Below are 17,693 nucleotides of genomic sequence, written 5' to 3'. Positions count from 1 at the left end.
CTTACGAACAATCCCCTTTAGTATATGTTAAAATAACATATGTTAGATTATACAACTTTGAATTACCGACCTATCACTTTTATTGTAAAAGAAAAGGGAGGAAAGAACTATGGCTTCGCCTGAAAATGTGATTTTAGTTCATGAAATTTCAAAGCTGAAAACGAAAGAAGAATTGTGGAATCCGTATGAGTGGTATCAATTTATGAGGGATAATCACCCAGTACATTATGATGAAGAGCAAGATGTTTGGAATGTCTTTTTGTATGAGGATGTAAATCGTGTTTTATCAGATTATCGCCTGTTTTCAAGTAGAAGGGAGCGAAGACAATTCTCAATCCCTCCTTTAGAAACTCGAATAAATATCAATTCTACTGATCCACCAGAACATCGTAATGTACGTTCTATCGTTTCTAAAGCATTTACTCCAAGAAGTTTAGAACAATGGAAACCTCGAATACAGGCTATCGCAGATGAACTTGTAAAAGATATTGAAAAGTGTAATGAAGTTAATATCGTTGAACAGTTTGCAGCCCCTTTACCCGTTACCGTTATTTCTGATTTATTAGGAGTCCCAACAACAGATCGTAAAAAAATTAAAGAATGGTCTGATATTTTATTTATGCCGTATAGTAAAGAAAAGTTTAATGATCTGGATGCCGAGAAAGAGATAGCATTAAATGAATTTAAAGTATATCTTCTACCGATTGTTCAGGAAAAGAGATATCATTTAACCGATGATATCATTTCTGATTTAATTCGAGCTGAATATGAAGGCGAAAGATTAACCGATGAAGAAATTGTAACCTTCTCATTAGGTTTACTAGCGGCTGGAAATGAAACCACTACAAATTTAATTATTAATAGCTTTTATTGTTTTTTAGTAGATTCACCTGGAATTTATGAAGAGTTAAGAAAAGAACCTAATTTAATTTCAAAAGCAATTGAGGAAGTATTACGCTATCGCTTTCCCGTTACATTAGCTAGGAGAATTACAGAGGACACCAATATATTTGGCCCTTTAATGAAAAAGGATCAAATGGTAGTTGCGTGGGTTAGTGCAGCGAATTTAGATGAGAAAAAATTTTCACAAGCCTTTCAATTTAATGTACATCGAACAGGAAATGAAAAGCATTTAACCTTTGGAAAAGGTCCTCACTTTTGCTTAGGAGCACCACTTGCACGTTTAGAAGCTGAGATTGCATTAACTACCTTTATAAATGCTTTTGAAAAGATAGCATTATCTCCATCGTTCAATTTAGAACAATGTATGTTGGAAAATGAACAAACTTTAAAATTCTTACCTATTCGCTTAAAGGCTCAATAAACCGTTTAGCAAGGTGAAAATTTACTGTACCTTGTTTTTTATTTCTCAATTGTAAATTTTTGTCAGGTTATTTAGTATGGAAGTGTGTCAAAAAAGAGTAGAGGAGGATACTTATGTTAACGTGTAATGGAAGTAAAACGTTTCAAGCATTTATTAAATCTGTAACAATTCATGTTTATGGAAAACGTTTAGAAAAGTTTAACGTATACGTCCCAACTAAAAAAAAGAATGTATACACGTGTGAGACAAAATATATTCATTATAATTCATAGTTTAAAATCCAAAGCTCTTGCTTTGGATTTTATTTATAATTATTTCTTGACCTGAAACGCTTTTCATAAATTATAAATAAGGAGTACTTTACGAGATCGGTATGAAAACGATACCTTTCATTTAATATGAGCTCGTGTATATATAGAAAGTGGTGAAGAAATAATGAAATTAATCGCAATTGATTTAGATGGAACTCTTCTTTCAGGTAACAAAATGATTAGTAAAGAGAATGCAGAAGCAATTCGAAAATGTCAGGAAGCTGGCCATGTTGTGGCAATTTGTACAGGTCGTTCTATCGTCGATATTGAACGATTGTTGTTAGAAGTGAATTTAGAGTGTCCAATTATTGCCGAAAATGGTGCGCTTATATATAATGATAAAAAAATGATGAAGAGATATCCAATTCAAAATATACAGGCGCTTGAGATTGTGAATTATCTTGAAGAAAATGGCTTATATTATCAGCTGTATACTAATAAAGGTGTGTACGTACCGGAATATGGGGTAGAGAGTGTACGTAATGAAATTGAGTATGTGAAAAATTCAAATGAAAATATCGACTTGAATGAGTTGGAAACGATTGCAGCATTATACCTTGAACATACAGCATTTCTTAGTGCAGAAAGTTGTAAACCAATTATAGAAACAGATATACATGTGCATAAGCTTTTACCATTTTCTTATGACATGGAAAAATTAAAAAAGTTAAAAGAAACATTTCTGCATAATACTGATTTAGCAATTACATCTTCATATTGGCATAATTTAGAGATTAATCATCGAGACGCTCAAAAAGGAAATGGACTATATACTTTAGCAGAACATCTGAATATTCCAGTTGAAAATACTGTAGCGATAGGTGATGGGCTGAACGATGTATCCATGATGGAAAAAGCAAATATATCAATTGCAATGGGAAATGCAGTTGAAGAAATAAAAGCGATGTGCCAATACGAAACATTGACTAATGAAGAACACGGTGTCGCACATGCTTTATATAAATATGTAATGTAATAGAAAAAGAAAAAAGAATCTAAATAGATTCTTTTTTCCTTTTTATTAGGGGTAAGGTATTCTATGAGATTCATAGAAGCCTTATTACATTTTATTATATAGAATATATTGGAATAAATGTTTATATTTTTCATGACAATTATGAAAAATTTATGAACTTTATATTTAATGTATTTTTATACTACTACTGAGTATGAATCCATGTCAAAAATCAACGAATGTAAGGATGTTAAGGAGAGTTCGTACAACAAAAAAATCATGATTGGATCGGATAATAATCAATTGGAGATGAATAAAGCTTACTAATTAGAGTTTCAATTTGAACGGATATTCTTTTTATGATTTTAATTGAAAAATAAAATTTGTGCGAATAATTATTCTTCAGCTATATACCTACAGACACATTCTTCGTATAATGGAGAAGTATGAATTTTAAATTTGTATGAATTTTACATATTGAGGTGAAAAAGGAATGAATGCGCGGCTAATGGAACTTATTGATGTGAGTACAATAGAAACCATGGCAGAACAATTTTATCAATTAACCAACATATCACATCAACTTCTTGATGCTGAAAAAGAATGTATATTTTCATTTGGAATAAATGAAAAGAAAATATGTAAACTTCCCAAAATTGAAATCCCCATTTTTTTATACAATCAATATTTAGGATCTTTTGTTGTATGGTCTCAGAAAAGCGAAATTTTCAATTGTCAAAAATACTTTGAAATGCTTTCAAATTTAATTATAGGTGGAGTAATGAAAGGACTTCAAAGTAAAAATACAACGTTACTTACTCGAAAAGAGGAGGAACTACATACAATCTTACAAAACATGCCTGTTATGGTTGATGCACTTGATTATAATGGAGATTTTGTTTTGTGGAATCGTGAATGTGAAATTGTAACAGGATATACTGCAGAAGAGGTAATTGGAAATCCAAACGCACTTCGATTACTGTATCCTGATCATGATTATCGTCACGAGATACAAAAGAAGTTTTTGACTCGTGGAAAGAACTTTAGAGATTGGGAAATGCGCTTAACATGTAAAAATGGTGAAATTAAAACGATAATGTGGTCCAATATATCAGAACAGTTTCCTGTAAGTGGATTTAGCTATTGGGCTGTTGGTGTAGATATTACACATTTAAAAGCAATAGAAGAGAAATTAAAACAACAAACGTCTGAATTGGAATTAATTTTTCAAGCTTTACCGGATTTATGTTTCTTAACAGAAGATGATGGAACAATTATTGATTATAAAGCAGGATCCCCTACAAAATTTTACGTACCCGCAGAAGCTTTTATGGGAAAAAAGTTTTACGAAGTATTACCATCTTCAGTAGCAAAAAAATTTCAAGAAGCAATTTGTCAAGTGAAAGAAAAAGGAACGAATGTAATTGTTGAATATCCACTTACAATTAATGAAAGTATCGATTTCTTTGAAGCAAGATGTTTACCGTTATTGCATGATAAAATTATGATTATTGTACGGGATATTACAGAGCGAAAAAAGACAGAAGAATTGCTAAATAAATCAGATACACTTGCAGCAATCGGTCAATTAGCAGCTGGTGTAGCTCACGAAGTTAGGAATCCATTAACAGTCATTAAAGGGTTTATACAGTTATTTCAAATTAATAAAGAAGATCAAGAAAAATATTTTGATCTAATGCTTTCTGAAATTGAAAGAATAGAAGCGATTCTTCAAGAGTTTTTGTCGATTGCTAAAACAGAAGAAATAAGTACCGAAAAGAAAAAGATTTATCAAATATTTAAAAATGTCGTCTCATTAATAAATACAAAAGCAATTATGACAAATATTCAAGTTGAATTATATACAGATTCCAAAGATATAATCATTGAATGCTCAGAAAATCAACTGAAACAAGTATTTATTAACATTTTGCAAAATTCAATCGAAGCTATGCCAGATGGTGGGAGAATTTCAATTCACATAAAAGAAATAGGTAAAAATGGTATCATTATTAGTGTAATAGATAAAGGAATAGGAATACCTGAAGAAAGAATTAAAAGATTAGGTGAACCTTTTTATAGTACGAAAGAAAAAGGGACCGGTATTGGATTAATGTTAAGTTATAAAATTATTGAAAGTCATCAAGGGAATATAAGTATTATGAGTGAGGTTGGTGTCGGGACAACAGTAACCATTTATTTGCCGAAAGCTCAGAATAAAAAATCTCTATCAACTTGTGACGATAGATCTATTATTAACTCGTGAACTACTTGCAAAATAGGGTATAAAAGCGAAAAAAATAATTCTATTAACTATTCACGTTTTATAAAATAAATCATATATTGATAGCATAGGACAAGCTGAAAAGCTTATTCTAACCTCACAGAACACTCCTTATCACGGTTAGGCATCTACTTATGTAGATGCCTTTTTTAATTAAATAACTGATAATTATTTATCAATCTACAGTAGCAAGTATATTAGGGCTATTAGGGGAAGATTGACGATAATAATTACAGTATGATTAATAAGAGCATTGAAATGTAAGGAGTGAGAAATAAGTGCTAAATATTTTAGTGGTTAATTTTCCGGCAGAAGGACATGTAAACCCTACATTAAGTTTAGTAAAAGCATTTACTGAACAAGGGGATAACGTACATTATATTACAACGGCAAACTTTAAGGATAGAATTGAAGATTTAGGAGCTACTGTACATACTCATCCGGATCTATTAAAGGAGATTTCTATTGATTCTGAAACTTCATCTGGGTTAAATGCTTTCTTTCATGTACATGTTCAAACTTCTTTATATATATTAGAAATTACAAAACAATTATGTGAAAGCATAAATTTTGATTTCGTAATTTATGATATATTTGGTGCGGGAGAGTTAGTAAAGGAGTATTTACAAGTTCCAGGTGTAGTGTCCTCACCTATATTTTTAATGTCTCCAAAATTTTTGGAGACATTACCTTTTCATCCAAATGCAGAAATACCATTCCAACCTGATGAAATTTCTGAACAGTTACTATATCAAATGGAACATGAATTTGGAGTAAAGCCTAAAAATAATCTTCAATTTATGCATAACAAGGGAGATATTACTCTCGTGTATACAAGTCGCTATTTTCAACCTAATAGCAATTCATTCGGAGAAAAGAATATTTTTATTGGACCGAGTTTTGTAAGGCGGAAAACAAATATAAAATTTCCACTTGAATTACTTAAAGATAAGAAAGTTATTTACCTTTCAATGGGAACGCTTCTTGAAGGGCTTGAACCATTCTTTAATACTTGCATTGACGCTTTCTCAAATTTTGAGGGGGTAGTCGTAATGGCAATTGGTGATAGAAATGATATTTCAAAAATAAAGCAAGCGCCAGATAATTTTATAATTGCTCCATACGTACCTCAATCAGAAGTATTAAGTGAAGCAGATGTTTTTATTACACATGGCGGCATGAATAGCGTACACGATGCCATTTATTTTAATGTCCCATTTGTTATAATTCCACATGATAAAGACCAGCCAATGATAGCACAAAGATTAACCGAACTGGAAGCAGCACATAGGTTAATGAAAGAGTATGTTAATGTACAAACTTTAAAAGAAGCCGTAACAGACGTTCTTTCAAATGAAAAGTATAAGCATGGTATACGAAAGCTGAAAGATAGTTTTTTAGAATGTGGTGGTTCAAAAGAAGCGATCACAGTTATCAAATCTCTGTTAAATAAATAGTGTGGCAATATAAAAGCATAGAGGCTCTACCTTTATGCTTTTATATGATTATCCTGCAAACTGCACAGCAGTATTTGCATGTAAAAAAGCAGTATCAAAAACAGGAACAGTAAGGTCGTTTTGAGAAATGAGCAATGGTATTTCGGTGCAGCCTAGTAGTATACCTTCTGCACCATTTTGAATCAATGATTTTGTAATTTGTAATAGCTTTTCTTTTGATGTTTCTGAAATAATTCCTTTACTTAATTCATTTAAAATAACATGATGAATAAAATTTCTTTCCTCTTTATTTGGGATGATTGTCTCAATGTTATAATTCGCTAGTCGTGATTTATAGAAGTCTTGTTCCATCGTTTGTTTCGTACCCAATAGTCCGATACGCTTTATATTCTGTTCTACCATTTCTTTAGCACTTACATCACCAATGTGAAGAAGTGGAATGGATATTGCATTTTCTACTTCTTCAGCAAATAAATGGACCGTATTGGAACAGATTAATAAACAATCAGCTCCAGATTTTTCAACCTTTTTTGCAACGGTGACTAATTCGTTTTTCACTTCTTCATATTGATGATTTTGTAATAAAGTAGTTACTTCACCAAAGTCCATGCTATATAAAACAAGCTTTGCATTTTGATTATATTGAGAGAGTGTAAGTGTATTAATATGTTTATAGTATAATGATGTAGATTCCCAACTTAGTCCACCAATTAAACCGATTACTTTCATCGTACATTCCTCCCGTAACTATTTTTAATTTATTATTTCATAATTCCGATAAGAATACAATGATTTAAATGTGCTGTTAAACAAAAAATAAAAATAATTAGAAAAGTATTGAAATTTATACTTCTTAATGCCATAATACGAATTACAAATTAATACTTATCCAGAGAGGTGGAGGGAACGGCCCTATGAAACCTCAGCAACCCCTATGTAACTGTATAGGAAGGTGCTAATTCCGCAGAGAACACGATGTGTTTTTTTGAAGATAAGAGGATTCTTGAACGTGAAAGAAAATGATCTCTTATGTAAGAGGTCATTTTTTGTTGTATAGAAAGGGAGTGTCGATGCATAATTCATTTTCAAAATAAATATAGAGTAATAAAAGTTGACTATTAAGAGAGGGGAATTGTAATGAACAAATTATCAACAAAATTAGTAGTAGCAATCGGAATTGGAGCAGCATTATACGGGATATTAGGACTTTGGGGATTTTCTATTGCACCAAATACATTTATTAAACCTGCATTAGCTATTTTAACCGTTTTTGGAGCGTTATTTGGCCCAGTGGCAGGACTGTTAATAGGACTTATCGGTCATACCGTAACAGATACAATTGCTGGCTGGGGTATTTGGTGGGGATGGGTTTTTAGTTCAGGCATTATCGGCTTTGCAATGGGGCTTATTCAAAAAAGAGTTGGCTTTAGTGTGAAAAATGGGACATATAATAAAGGAGATATTTCTTATTTAGCCATTACTGGGTTAATTGGTATTGTCATTGCTATTATATTTGCTGGGGCATTCGATATTATTGTGATGGGAGAACCGTTTGACAAAATTGTTATACAAGTATTAGGTGCAACAATTGCTGATGTTATTGTATTTTTAGTTCTTGGATTGCCAATTACAATAGGGCTGGCTAAATCTAATAAGAAACATACACATTTAAAAATTGAAAAGTAGGGATGTTAACATGCAACCAATTATTTCTTTTGAACAATTCAACTTTCAATATAAGCATGCAGCGCAGCCTACTGTTAAAGACATTACATTTCATATATATCCTGGGGAAAAAGTGCTAATTGCTGGACGAAGTGGTTCAGGGAAATCAACATTAGCTCATTGTATTAATGGGCTAATCCCATTTTCTTATGAAGGGACTAGTACTGGTACTATTTTAATTGACGGAAAAGACCCGAGGAAAGGAAGTATTTTTGAACAGAGTAAACAGGTTGGAACAATTTTGCAAGATCAAGATTCACAATTTATTGGTCTTACAGTAGAGGAAGATGTAGCTTTTTATTTAGAAAATGACTGCGTAAGTGAAGATGATATGAAAAAGATTGTTTCGGAATCATTAAAAAAGGTAAAGATGCATAATTTTCATAAACAAAGTCCGCATGAATTGTCTGGAGGGCAAAAACAAACTGTTTCTTTAGCAGGTCTGTTAACAACAAATGCTAATATATTATTGTTCGATGAACCGTTAGCAAATTTAGATCCAGCTAGCAGCTTACATACAATTGAACTTATTAAAAATATACATAAGCAATATAATAAAACAATTGTAATAATTGAACATCGAATAGAAGAAATGTTAAACCTAGATTTAGATAAAATCATTTTAATTGATGAAGGGGAAATTGTTGCGATAGGCACACCAGAAAAAATTTTGGCATCAAATATATTACCATCTATCGGATTAAGAGAACCTATGTATATAGAAGGATTAAAGAAATTGCATTTTGATAGTAATAATGACGTAATATACCCACTTGAAAATCTTCAAAGGGAAAGTGTTAGTGGCGTAATAAATGATTGGATGGAGAAGCAAGCTTTTGGTAAAGATACTCCTACAAAAAAAGAATTATTGAAAGTAGAGAATTTATCATTCTCATATCCTAATAAACAAAAAGTATTAGACAATGTAAATTTCTCTATATATAAAGGTGAAATAGTAGCACTCTTAGGTCATAATGGAGCTGGAAAATCAACACTAGCTCATAGTCTTATAGGGATAAACAAAACAAACAATGATAGGATTTTAATTGATGGAGTAAATATCAATTCTTGGTCTATTCGTAAACGTGGTGAGGTTATATCTTATGTGATGCAAAATCCAAACCATATGATTACACAAGCTATTGTAATGGAAGAGATTTCATTTTCGTTAAAATTAAAAAAGTTTTCGAAGGAAGAAATTAAGCTTAGAGCAGAGGAAACATTAAAAATTTGTGGCTTGTATCCATTTCGAAATTGGCCAATTCAGGCATTAAGCTATGGTCAAAAAAAGAGATTAACGATTGCATCTGTACTTACAACAAATCCAAAACTGATCATATTAGATGAACCGACAGCCGGACAAGATCATTATCATTATAAACGATTTATGACGTGTATTAGAAAACTAGCTGCGAAGGGAATGTCTTTTATTTTTATCACACACGATATGAATCTCGCATTAGAATATGCAGACAGAGCAATAGTTCTACATGAAGGTGAAATTATTGCGAATAATACCGCGTCTATTGTATTAGGACATGCAGAAACGTTACAAAGAGCGAATTTAAAGGAGAGTTCTTTATTCAAACTCGTTAAATTTAGTGGTATTGCAAATCCTGAAAAATTTATGGAACTTTATTTTGATGATATTAGGAGGGAGGAAGGTGTATAATACATATTTTCATCGCATGGACGGGGCAGTGAAATTGTTGCTATTTATTTTTTGTATGACACTTACTTTTTTATTTTTTGATTTTCGCATATTGCTATTTGTGTTTATAATTGGATGCATTGGACTTCTAGTTGCTAAAATTCCATTTCGTAAAATTTTTATTGTTTTTAGTGTTATATTTACATTTAGTTTGTTAAATTCTGTCATGATTTTATTGATTACACCAACCCATGGATCTGAATTAACCGGATCATATACTTCATTTGTGTATATTGGATATGCAACAATTACATACGAAACATTATTTTATGCAGCTACACTTTCGTTAAAGTATTTTACGTTATTACCATTTACACTTATTTTTATTTATACGACTGATCCAAGCAAATTTGTGAGTAGCTTAAGTAAATTTCGAATTCATTATAAGATTACTTATGCAATAAATATTGCATTACGTTATATACCTGATATTCAGTCCGAATATCAAGTTATTAAACATGCCCAAGAGGCGCGAGGAGTAGCTTTTGAAAAAGGAGAAGCAAGTTTATGGATTCGCATGAAAAACCGTTTCTTAATTTTCTGGCCTTTAATTATTCATTCTTTAGAGAGAATCGATACAGTTTCAAATGCAATGGATTTAAGAGGATTTGGAAAAAAGGATACACGTACGTGGTTTTATACAAATAAAGCGAAAAGCGGGGATTTCATTGCTTTATTTGTAGGTGTTTTTATTTTAATTGCTGCAGTATATTTAAAGTTACATGTATTTCAAAACTTTTGGTATCCATTTTAAAGCACTCTCAAATGAGTGCTTTTACTTATTTTTATATAGACATGCTCAAAAAAGGGATATTTACATAATGTATAATACGAACCAGTTAAAATGATCAACTACCTATTAGTTTTCAAACCAAAAGGAGGAGAAAATATGAGTTACGGTGGTTCTTGTGGTTTTGGTGGAGGTTTCGCTTTATTAGTTGTGTTATTTATTTTATTAATTATCGTTGGATGTAGCTGCTGGGGCGGAGGGTACTAATTTCTAATTAGTCTCCACAAATGTAAACTTAAAAAATATAAAAGATACTTATGTATCGAAACAAATAAAAAAGGAGCAATTATGTTCCTTTTTTATTTGTTTTCAGATGAGTTCGTATTACATTTCGGCAATGTAATTGTCAAAGTTGTGCCTTTATTAATAACGCTTCGGATTTTTAAACTACCTTGCATCGTTTCAATGATCTTAACAGCAACCATTGTACCTAAACCTGTACCTTTCGTTTTTGTACTAAAGTATGGTTCGCCAAATCGATTTATTTGCTCTTGTGACATACCAATTCCGCTATCCTCAATTCGTATGATAACTTTATTACTACTAATAGATGAGGAGATATTTAAAGTACCACCATTAGGCATTGCTTCAATACTGTTTTTTATTAAGTTTAAAAAACATTGTTGAAAGTGCTGTTTATTACCAACTATTGTTGCCGTAGAGAAATCTTTTGTAATATGTATTGTATTCATATTACATAATGGTAAAATCATATTAATAACTCGATTTAACTCTTGTTCTACTGAAATATGATCTGATTTTTCAGTAGCAGGTTTGGCAAACGTTAAATAATCATCAATAATTCCTTGGGCACGATGTAACTCTTCAAGTATATGTTCAATATATTTGTCTCTTGATTCTGGAGTTAAATTTGGTGTTTTTAAAAGTTGAGTAAATCCTTTTACGACAGTTAAGGGATTTCTTACTTCGTGCGATATACTAGCAGCGAGTTGGCTAACAATCTCCATTTTCTCCATTTTAATTATCTTAGATCGCATACATACTGCATCTTTTAAAACTTCATTAAAATAAATTACAAACAACATCAAAATAGTTGGTAATATTATGAAATACATAATGTATAAATTATTTACTTCAAAATCTGATAAAGTTAATACAATTACAGTTGTAAATATTACTAGAAAAAATGTTAAAAACATTCCATAAGCTACTTTAATTTTTCTATTATACTTATTAAATTTTGCAGATGCGAATGCTGTAATGATAAACATTGTGCCATAAACTAGTACTGTTAACATATTAAACCCATAAAATAAAAATCTTGTAATTAATAAAATAGCAAACAGTATTATACCTACAGGGAAGCCACCATAAAGCGTACCTATTATAACCGGTATTTGTCTTAAATCATGAATACAATTTTCATCCATATAGATAGGATAACGCATACATAAAATAAGAGGGACACTCGTACAAAGTATAATAAGTAGTTTTTTATATTTCTTGAAATAACGCCCGCTATCATATATAAAATAAAAAATAAATATACTACTTAAAATGTAAAGAAGATTATTTAATACGTTTTGATTAATATAAACAAAGTTCATAATATTTGCCTCATTATTTTGAATTTCCTTTTCACATATATTATACATGATTATAGTAGAAACTTTTTGCTTTTAATACTATAAGTTTATACCTTTTCAGCATTTGCCGCGTTTAGCCACTCTTCATAAAATGTTTCAACCGATACATATCGTTCAATTCGGTTTTCATTTACAGCACGAAAGGCTATCTTATATAATTCCTTACTCGCTTCCCATTTTATAAAGGAACGATCTTTTTCACCGCCTAAAATTGCGAAAGCCATCGCCCCCATGTTAAATACATTTGTTCTTGCATCAATCATTGCATTTAACTCGAATTCTTCAGGAGACATAAAACGTGAGGAACCCCATAATCTTCCCATTTTATTCACGTATGGTTTTTTAGAATATAAATCAATATCACAAATTTTCGTCTCATTTGTATGAAAATTATACAAAATACTACCGTCATAAAAATCTATCGCTACATAGTTTTTCTTTTCTACATAAACATGGAAAGAAAAAATGGAATTTAATGATTGAATTCTTTCCCTAACACATAAATGTTTAAACTTATAAAATGGAGAGCTTGGATTAGTATATTTTTCAGGAGGCGGGAAACTCCAATGTGAATGAAGACATTCACCATCAAACCAATCGAAAATTAATACATATCCAGATTGAACTGGAAAATGTTCTATTAGTTTTATAAGCGAGTCATGCTTTAATTTCTCGTATAGGGAAACTGAATTTTTTAATCTTTCAATAGCCTCATTCGTATTCCCCTTATATGCCATTGTATGTGCTCCGGCATATTTAATAAATTTCTTACACCCATCTTTTTCTACACCGAAAGATAGATTACCTGAATCTTGCTGGTCAAAAACTGCAAATACGTTTCCTAATTTCAATAGCCAATCAAAATTATGATGTTCTTTTAATTGGAATGTTATTTGATTCAACTGAATTTCAACTGGAATATCTTTCATTATTTACCTCGCATTTATTATAATTAAGTTGTATATTTCAGTATTCGACATATTTTGTAAAAATCCTATGTTAATCACATGAAATTTTACAAATATAATGATAAACACTTATAAGAGGGTGAATAAAATGGAACAACAAATCGTAATTAAACCATATGAAAAAGATTGGCATGAGGAGTATTTAATAGAAAAGGAGAAGTTCATTTCTTTAATTGGAGGAGAGTGTATCGCTATTGAACATATAGGAAGTACATCCGTAGAAGGATTAGGAGCGAAACCTCTAATAGATATGATGATTGGTGTAACGGATTTGCAAATTACCGAAAAGTGGATTAAAAAGCTATTAAAAATTGGATATGAGTATGTTCCAAAAGAAACACCTAATTGGCGTTTTTTTAGAAAGGGAAAATGGAGAGCGGGTACTCATCATTTACATGTTTATATTTATAATAGTGACGAATGGAAAAACAATCTTTTATTTCGAGACTTTCTAATAAAGCATGAATGGGCACGTAAAGAATATAGAGAATTAAAAGAGAGACTTGCAGCTACCTATCCTTTTGATCGTGTTTCTTATACAAATGCAAAAGCACCGTTTATTCAAAAAATAATAAAGGAAGCTAAAAAATTTAAGTAATCTTGAAATTCTCATTTTATTTTAATCTTCCTCTCATGTTCCTTTCTTTTTTATTTGATATTCTGCTTGTTACAGAAGCTTTTTAAGAAAGGAGCTTAAATGAAATGGAAAAGCTACTAAGAAATAAATCTTTTCATTTATTAGTAAAAATTATAGGCTTTACTATTATTTTTTGTAGTGTAGCATTGTTACTTATTAATGTAATTTACGGAAACGTATTAAATGTAAAAGGGTTAAATAAGAAATTAGGTTCTTTCGGTGAGTATGGGGCAATTTTAGCTGTATCGTTATGGTTTTTACGTCATGTAGGGTTATTTTTTAAAAAGAAAAATATAATTGGGGTTAAATTGATAAAAGATTTATATTTGTTCATTAAAAAATTTCATGTATTAATTGGATATGCTGTATTAACTGTATCAATTACTCACGGTGTTTATTTTTTATTAAAAGGAAGTCGGCATATACTCATATTCTATAGTGGTATATTCTCTCTTTTCATTTTAATCATACTAGGAATTGTTGGATTTTCCTTACAGAAACGTAATAAAAAAACAAACTTCATATTGTATAGAAAAGCACATCAGATTATTGCAATTATATTTGGGATAGGATTACTCATCCATTTAACTGTATAGGAGGAACTGCTATTGCAACACATATTAATTATTGAAGATGAGGAAAGTTTAGCTGATTTTTTAGAATTAGAACTAAAGTATGAAGGATATAAAGTAGACATACAGCTTGATGGAAGGAAGGGTTTAGAAGTCGCACTTGAAACAAATTATGACCTTATTTTACTGGATTTAATGCTACCAGGATTAAATGGACTAGAAGTGTGTCGTAGATTAAGGGCAACTAAAAATACACCTATTATTATGCTGACTGCACGCGATAGTATTATGGATCGCGTGACAGGTTTAGATAGCGGAGCCGACGATTATCTTCCGAAACCATTTGCAATTGAAGAGCTGTTAGCACGGATGAGAGTTATATTTAGACGAGAAGAACATATAGAAAATAAACATGTTTCTTCTCTTACGTTCAAAGATTTACATCTTCAGATTGAATCTCGAACTATTACAAAAGGAAATGAAGAAATCGAACTTACAAATAAAGAATTTGAGCTCTTGGTTATGTTTATGAAAAATATAAATAGAGTACTTACCCGTGATGTTTTATTGGATCAAGTATGGGGATATGACGCAATGGTTGAGACGAATATTGTTGATGTATACGTTCGTTATTTACGTAACAAGTTACATAGTGTAGATAAGGAGGAATATATCCAAACGGTCCGCGGTGCTGGATATATAATGAAATGATTAAAAATATTGTGCATCAAATTCGAAACCTACCTATAAAGTGGAAATTAACACTTTGGTCCACTACACTAGTATTTATTTTATTCATTTTATATAGCGCTTTGCAGTTTATTGTAATTAATAAGTGGACTATAGATTATGAACAGAAACAAATAAATAGGCAAGTGACAGAAATAGCGGCATATTTCCAAGATAAAAATGATACCCTTTCGAGTAAAACGTTTGAAAACAGTAAAGATTTCTTAAACAATATGATTGATAAACATCAAATGATTCGTATTATCGGCATGGACGGGAAAACAATTGTTACTGTTTCGCGAGATTTTAATGAAACATGGATAAAGCCAAAACAAGTTATTCAGGATGAATCATTTATAAAAAGAAATATAGAAGATCGCATATTAGTTAAGCGTATACCAATTCAAACAAAAGATTTCACTGGCACTATTGAACTTACGAAAAACTTAGAGGCTTTTGATCATTTATTAAAAATTATTTTAGTGGTAATGGTTATTGCCGGAATATGTGGATTAATCCTTAGTTTTTTAGGTGGGATACTAATCACGAAAAAGCTATTATCAAGTGTTCAAAATATAACGGATACGATGAAGCGTATTAAGAAAAATGGGCTAAATGAACGGGTTCCAGTACGTAGAAATAATGATGAACTTGCAAAATTATCATTTCTTTTTAACGAAATGATGGATGAATTAGAAACTTCTTTTACACAACAGAAACAATTTGTAGAAGACGCATCTCATGAACTGAGAACCCCATTAACAATTATTCAAGGACACTTATCGATGTTAAATCGGTGGGGAAAAAATAATCCAGCAGTTTTAGATAAATCGCTTCAATCTAGTTTAAAGGAAGTCGATCGTTTAAATAAGTTAGTTTTAGAATTGCTAGAACTATCAAGAGCTGAATCAGAACAGATGCATCCAATAGCAGCTGAGCCAGTCCACGTAAACAGCATATTAAAACAAGTTACACAAAACTTTGCAGTACTTCAAACTGAATTTCAATTTGATATGAAATTGGATAGGGATGCGGCGTATGTCTCAATACCATCATCTTACTTAGAACAAATTATTATTATCGTAATGGATAACGCAGTGAAATATACAAAAGAAGTTAATAAATATATTTGTACTGAATCTAGTGTAAAATCAGGGGAAGTAAACATTCGTATAATAGATCGTGGAGCGGGGATACCTGAAGCGGATTTACCTTTTGTTCTTAACCGCTTTTATCGAGTGGACAAAGCAAGAAGTCGAAAACAGGGTGGAAACGGTCTAGGTTTGTCTATTGCAAAACGACTTGTAGAGAAATACAACGGTACTATTCAAATAGAGAGTATAGAAGGCGAAGGAACTATTGTTACGATTACACTGCCTACCATTTCACTTTAATAGATTGAAAAGAAGGGATGTTTCTACATTTCTTCTTTTTTACAGTCAAATTATTTTGCTTATTTGGAACTTTCTAGTACATTAGAATTATGAAGGGGGAATAAAAATGAAAGCTATCGTACAACAATATAAAGCCGGATTTGAAGGGGTAGAATATAAATTATTACCTGAGATAACACCTAACGCTGGGGAAGTTAAAGTGAAATTAAAATCAGCAGGCTTAAATCATCGAGATTTATTTATTATGAATAATAGAAGAGAAATGGAATTACCATTAGTTCTGGGGTCAGATGGTGCAGGTATTGTTACGGAAATTGGAGAAGGTGTTTCAGGTACTTTATTACAAACCGAGGTTATTATTAATCCTAGTATTGGATGGGATAATATGACCGAAATACCTGAGTTACCAGAGGTGTTAGGTGGACCGAAAGATGGAACTTTTGCTGAATATGTTATTGTGCCAGCTGAAAATGTAGTGGAAAAACCGTTCTACCTTACTTGGGAAGAGTCTGGCGTTTTATCTTTATCGGCACTAACTGCATATAGAGCACTTTTTACAAAGGGTAGATTGAAATGTGGAGAACATGTTTTAATTCCGGGAATAGGCGGTGGTGTAGCGACATTTGCCATGTTATTCGCGAAAGCAATTGGCGCAAAAGTGAGTGTTACTTCAAGGGTAGAGAACAAAAGAAAGTTTGCCGAAACATATGGCGCAGACTTTTCTTTTAATAGTTCTGGAAATTGGGAAGAGAGTTTACGAGGAGAGAAAGTAGATTTAATAATCGATAGTATAGGTCCGGCAACATTCTTAAAATATTTTGATGTATTAAAACCGAATGGGAGAATTGTTAACTTTGGTGCAAGTTCTGGAGATAAAATTGAATTACCATTACGAGCGTTATTTTATAATCAAGTCGATATAATGGGAACATCTATGGGGAGCCGTGAGGAATTTAATGAAATGATTCATTTTATAGATAGCCATAAAATTAAACCAATTATTGATAAAGTATATTCGTTAGAAGAAACCATTCAAGCGTTAAGCCGTATGGAAAAAGGCGAACAATTCGGTAATATTGCACTTCGTATGTATTAAAAATATGATTTCGCAACAAGTATATTTAAGTAACTATGTTATGTATTCTACACATAAAAATATGTGATTCGTATTGTTTTAAAGGTTTTTCAGCTTTATACATAATTAGCCGTTATAATTAGTATCAATATTG

The 17,693-nt window shown here is 31.2% G+C and carries 16 protein-coding genes, 1 pseudogene and 1 riboswitch; of the genes and pseudogenes, 14 read left to right on the top strand and 3 right to left on the bottom strand.

Annotation, left to right across the window (positions count from 1 at the left end):
* Positions 1-109: 109 nt before the first annotated feature.
* The 5 genes and pseudogenes from CO726_RS14610 (at position 110) to CO726_RS14585 (ending at position 6,331) form a co-directional block, all read left to right on the top strand.
* Complete coding sequence (locus CO726_RS14610) at positions 110-1,324, top strand: cytochrome P450 (RefSeq protein ID WP_099684740.1); 1,215 nt, start codon at positions 110-112, stop codon at positions 1,322-1,324.
* A 161-nt stretch (positions 1,325-1,485) separates the two neighbouring features.
* Positions 1,486-1,596, top strand: a pseudogene (locus CO726_RS14605) (cysteine dioxygenase family protein); the annotation flags it as partial.
* Positions 1,597-1,759: 163 nt separating this feature from the next.
* Positions 1,760-2,611, top strand: a complete 852-nt coding sequence (locus tag CO726_RS14600) for a Cof-type HAD-IIB family hydrolase (protein WP_099684739.1) — start codon at positions 1,760-1,762, stop codon at positions 2,609-2,611.
* A gap of 472 nt (positions 2,612-3,083) precedes the next feature.
* A complete protein-coding gene (locus tag CO726_RS14590; protein ID WP_136699641.1) occupies positions 3,084-4,856 on the top strand; it encodes a PAS domain-containing sensor histidine kinase in 1,773 nt (590 codons plus the stop codon).
* Positions 4,857-5,152: 296 nt separating this feature from the next.
* The gene (locus tag CO726_RS14585; protein ID WP_099684737.1) at positions 5,153-6,331 is read left to right on the top strand and encodes a macrolide family glycosyltransferase; all 1,179 of its coding nucleotides are present in this window, start codon (positions 5,153-5,155) and stop codon (positions 6,329-6,331) included.
* Between the two features lie 48 nt (positions 6,332-6,379).
* Here CO726_RS14585 and CO726_RS14580 read toward each other — a convergent pair whose 3' ends face one another.
* Complete coding sequence (locus tag CO726_RS14580) at positions 6,380-7,060, bottom strand: aspartate/glutamate racemase family protein (RefSeq protein ID WP_099684736.1); 681 nt, start codon at positions 7,058-7,060, stop codon at positions 6,380-6,382.
* Positions 7,061-7,213: 153 nt separating this feature from the next.
* Positions 7,214-7,329: riboswitch (SAM riboswitch) on the top strand.
* Between the two features lie 139 nt (positions 7,330-7,468).
* Between CO726_RS14580 and CO726_RS14575 the strand changes: the two genes are divergently transcribed.
* The 4 genes from CO726_RS14575 to CO726_RS14560 all read left to right on the top strand — a co-directional run bounded on the left by CO726_RS14575 (position 7,469) and on the right by CO726_RS14560 (position 10,764).
* Entirely contained in the window at positions 7,469-8,017 is a 549-nt protein-coding gene (locus CO726_RS14575) for an ECF-type riboflavin transporter substrate-binding protein (RefSeq protein WP_099684735.1), read from the top strand.
* Positions 8,018-8,027: 10 nt separating this feature from the next.
* Positions 8,028-9,728 carry an ABC transporter ATP-binding protein gene (locus CO726_RS14570; RefSeq protein ID WP_099684734.1) on the top strand — a complete coding sequence of 567 codons (1,701 nt, stop codon included), beginning with the start codon at positions 8,028-8,030 and terminating at the stop codon, positions 9,726-9,728.
* Positions 9,721-10,521 (top strand): energy-coupling factor transporter transmembrane component T family protein, encoded by an 801-nt coding sequence (locus tag CO726_RS14565; protein WP_136699639.1) that lies wholly within the window; start codon positions 9,721-9,723, stop codon positions 10,519-10,521. Before CO726_RS14570 ends, CO726_RS14565 begins: the two co-directional genes overlap by 8 nt.
* 135 nt (positions 10,522-10,656) lie before the next feature.
* Entirely contained in the window at positions 10,657-10,764 is a 108-nt protein-coding gene (locus CO726_RS14560) for a YjcZ family sporulation protein (RefSeq protein WP_000120182.1), read from the top strand.
* Between the two features lie 92 nt (positions 10,765-10,856).
* Here CO726_RS14560 and CO726_RS14555 read toward each other — a convergent pair whose 3' ends face one another.
* Positions 10,857-12,125 (bottom strand): sensor histidine kinase, encoded by a 1,269-nt coding sequence (locus CO726_RS14555; RefSeq protein WP_099684733.1) that lies wholly within the window; start codon positions 12,123-12,125, stop codon positions 10,857-10,859.
* Positions 12,126-12,211: 86 nt separating this feature from the next.
* Positions 12,212-13,093, bottom strand: coding sequence for a protein kinase family protein (locus CO726_RS14550; RefSeq protein ID WP_099684732.1), 882 nt, complete (start codon positions 13,091-13,093; stop codon positions 12,212-12,214).
* A 127-nt stretch (positions 13,094-13,220) separates the two neighbouring features.
* Between CO726_RS14550 and CO726_RS14545 the strand changes: the two genes are divergently transcribed.
* From CO726_RS14545 to CO726_RS14525, 5 genes are all read left to right on the top strand, one after another.
* Positions 13,221-13,730 (top strand): GrpB family protein, encoded by a 510-nt coding sequence (locus tag CO726_RS14545; RefSeq protein ID WP_099684731.1) that lies wholly within the window; start codon positions 13,221-13,223, stop codon positions 13,728-13,730.
* A gap of 104 nt (positions 13,731-13,834) precedes the next feature.
* On the top strand, positions 13,835-14,365 hold the full coding sequence (locus CO726_RS14540) for a hypothetical protein (RefSeq protein WP_099684730.1): 531 nt from the start codon (positions 13,835-13,837) through the stop codon (positions 14,363-14,365).
* 12 nt (positions 14,366-14,377) lie between these two features.
* Positions 14,378-15,052 (top strand): response regulator transcription factor, encoded by a 675-nt coding sequence (locus CO726_RS14535; RefSeq protein ID WP_098761772.1) that lies wholly within the window; start codon positions 14,378-14,380, stop codon positions 15,050-15,052.
* A complete protein-coding gene (locus tag CO726_RS14530; RefSeq protein WP_099684729.1) occupies positions 15,049-16,464 on the top strand; it encodes a sensor histidine kinase in 1,416 nt (471 codons plus the stop codon). Before CO726_RS14535 ends, CO726_RS14530 begins: the two co-directional genes overlap by 4 nt.
* A 106-nt stretch (positions 16,465-16,570) precedes the next feature.
* Positions 16,571-17,560: a zinc-binding dehydrogenase gene (locus tag CO726_RS14525; protein ID WP_099684728.1), complete on the top strand. Its 990-nt coding sequence runs from the start codon at positions 16,571-16,573 to the stop codon at positions 17,558-17,560.
* The last annotated feature ends 133 nt before the right edge of the window (positions 17,561-17,693 follow it).

The organism is Bacillus fungorum (genome assembly GCF_002746455.1).
GTDB classification, from domain to species: Bacteria; Bacillota; Bacilli; order Bacillales; family Bacillaceae_G; genus Bacillus_A; species Bacillus_A fungorum.
This window is presented reverse-complemented; position numbering and strand designations above follow the sequence as displayed.

Excerpts from the sequence above, each read along its gene's own strand:
- CO726_RS14610 (WP_099684740.1), top strand. The coding sequence starts at position 110 with ATGGCTTCGCCTGAAAATGTGATTTTAGTTCATGAAATTTCAAAGCTG.
- CO726_RS14600 (WP_099684739.1), top strand. The coding sequence starts at position 1,760 with ATGAAATTAATCGCAATTGATTTAGATGGAACTCTTCTTTCAGGTAAC.
- CO726_RS14590 (WP_136699641.1), top strand. The coding sequence starts at position 3,084 with ATGAATGCGCGGCTAATGGAACTTATTGATGTGAGTACAATAGAAACC.
- CO726_RS14580 (WP_099684736.1), bottom strand. The coding sequence starts at position 7,060 with ATGAAAGTAATCGGTTTAATTGGTGGACTAAGTTGGGAATCTACATCA.
- CO726_RS14575 (WP_099684735.1), top strand. The coding sequence starts at position 7,469 with ATGAACAAATTATCAACAAAATTAGTAGTAGCAATCGGAATTGGAGCA.
- CO726_RS14570 (WP_099684734.1), top strand. The coding sequence starts at position 8,028 with ATGCAACCAATTATTTCTTTTGAACAATTCAACTTTCAATATAAGCAT.
- CO726_RS14560 (WP_000120182.1), top strand. The coding sequence starts at position 10,657 with ATGAGTTACGGTGGTTCTTGTGGTTTTGGTGGAGGTTTCGCTTTATTA.
- CO726_RS14555 (WP_099684733.1), bottom strand. The coding sequence starts at position 12,125 with ATGAACTTTGTTTATATTAATCAAAACGTATTAAATAATCTTCTTTAC.
- CO726_RS14550 (WP_099684732.1), bottom strand. The coding sequence starts at position 13,093 with ATGAAAGATATTCCAGTTGAAATTCAGTTGAATCAAATAACATTCCAA.
- CO726_RS14545 (WP_099684731.1), top strand. The coding sequence starts at position 13,221 with ATGGAACAACAAATCGTAATTAAACCATATGAAAAAGATTGGCATGAG.
- CO726_RS14540 (WP_099684730.1), top strand. The coding sequence starts at position 13,835 with ATGGAAAAGCTACTAAGAAATAAATCTTTTCATTTATTAGTAAAAATT.
- CO726_RS14530 (WP_099684729.1), top strand. The coding sequence starts at position 15,049 with ATGATTAAAAATATTGTGCATCAAATTCGAAACCTACCTATAAAGTGG.
- CO726_RS14525 (WP_099684728.1), top strand. The coding sequence starts at position 16,571 with ATGAAAGCTATCGTACAACAATATAAAGCCGGATTTGAAGGGGTAGAA.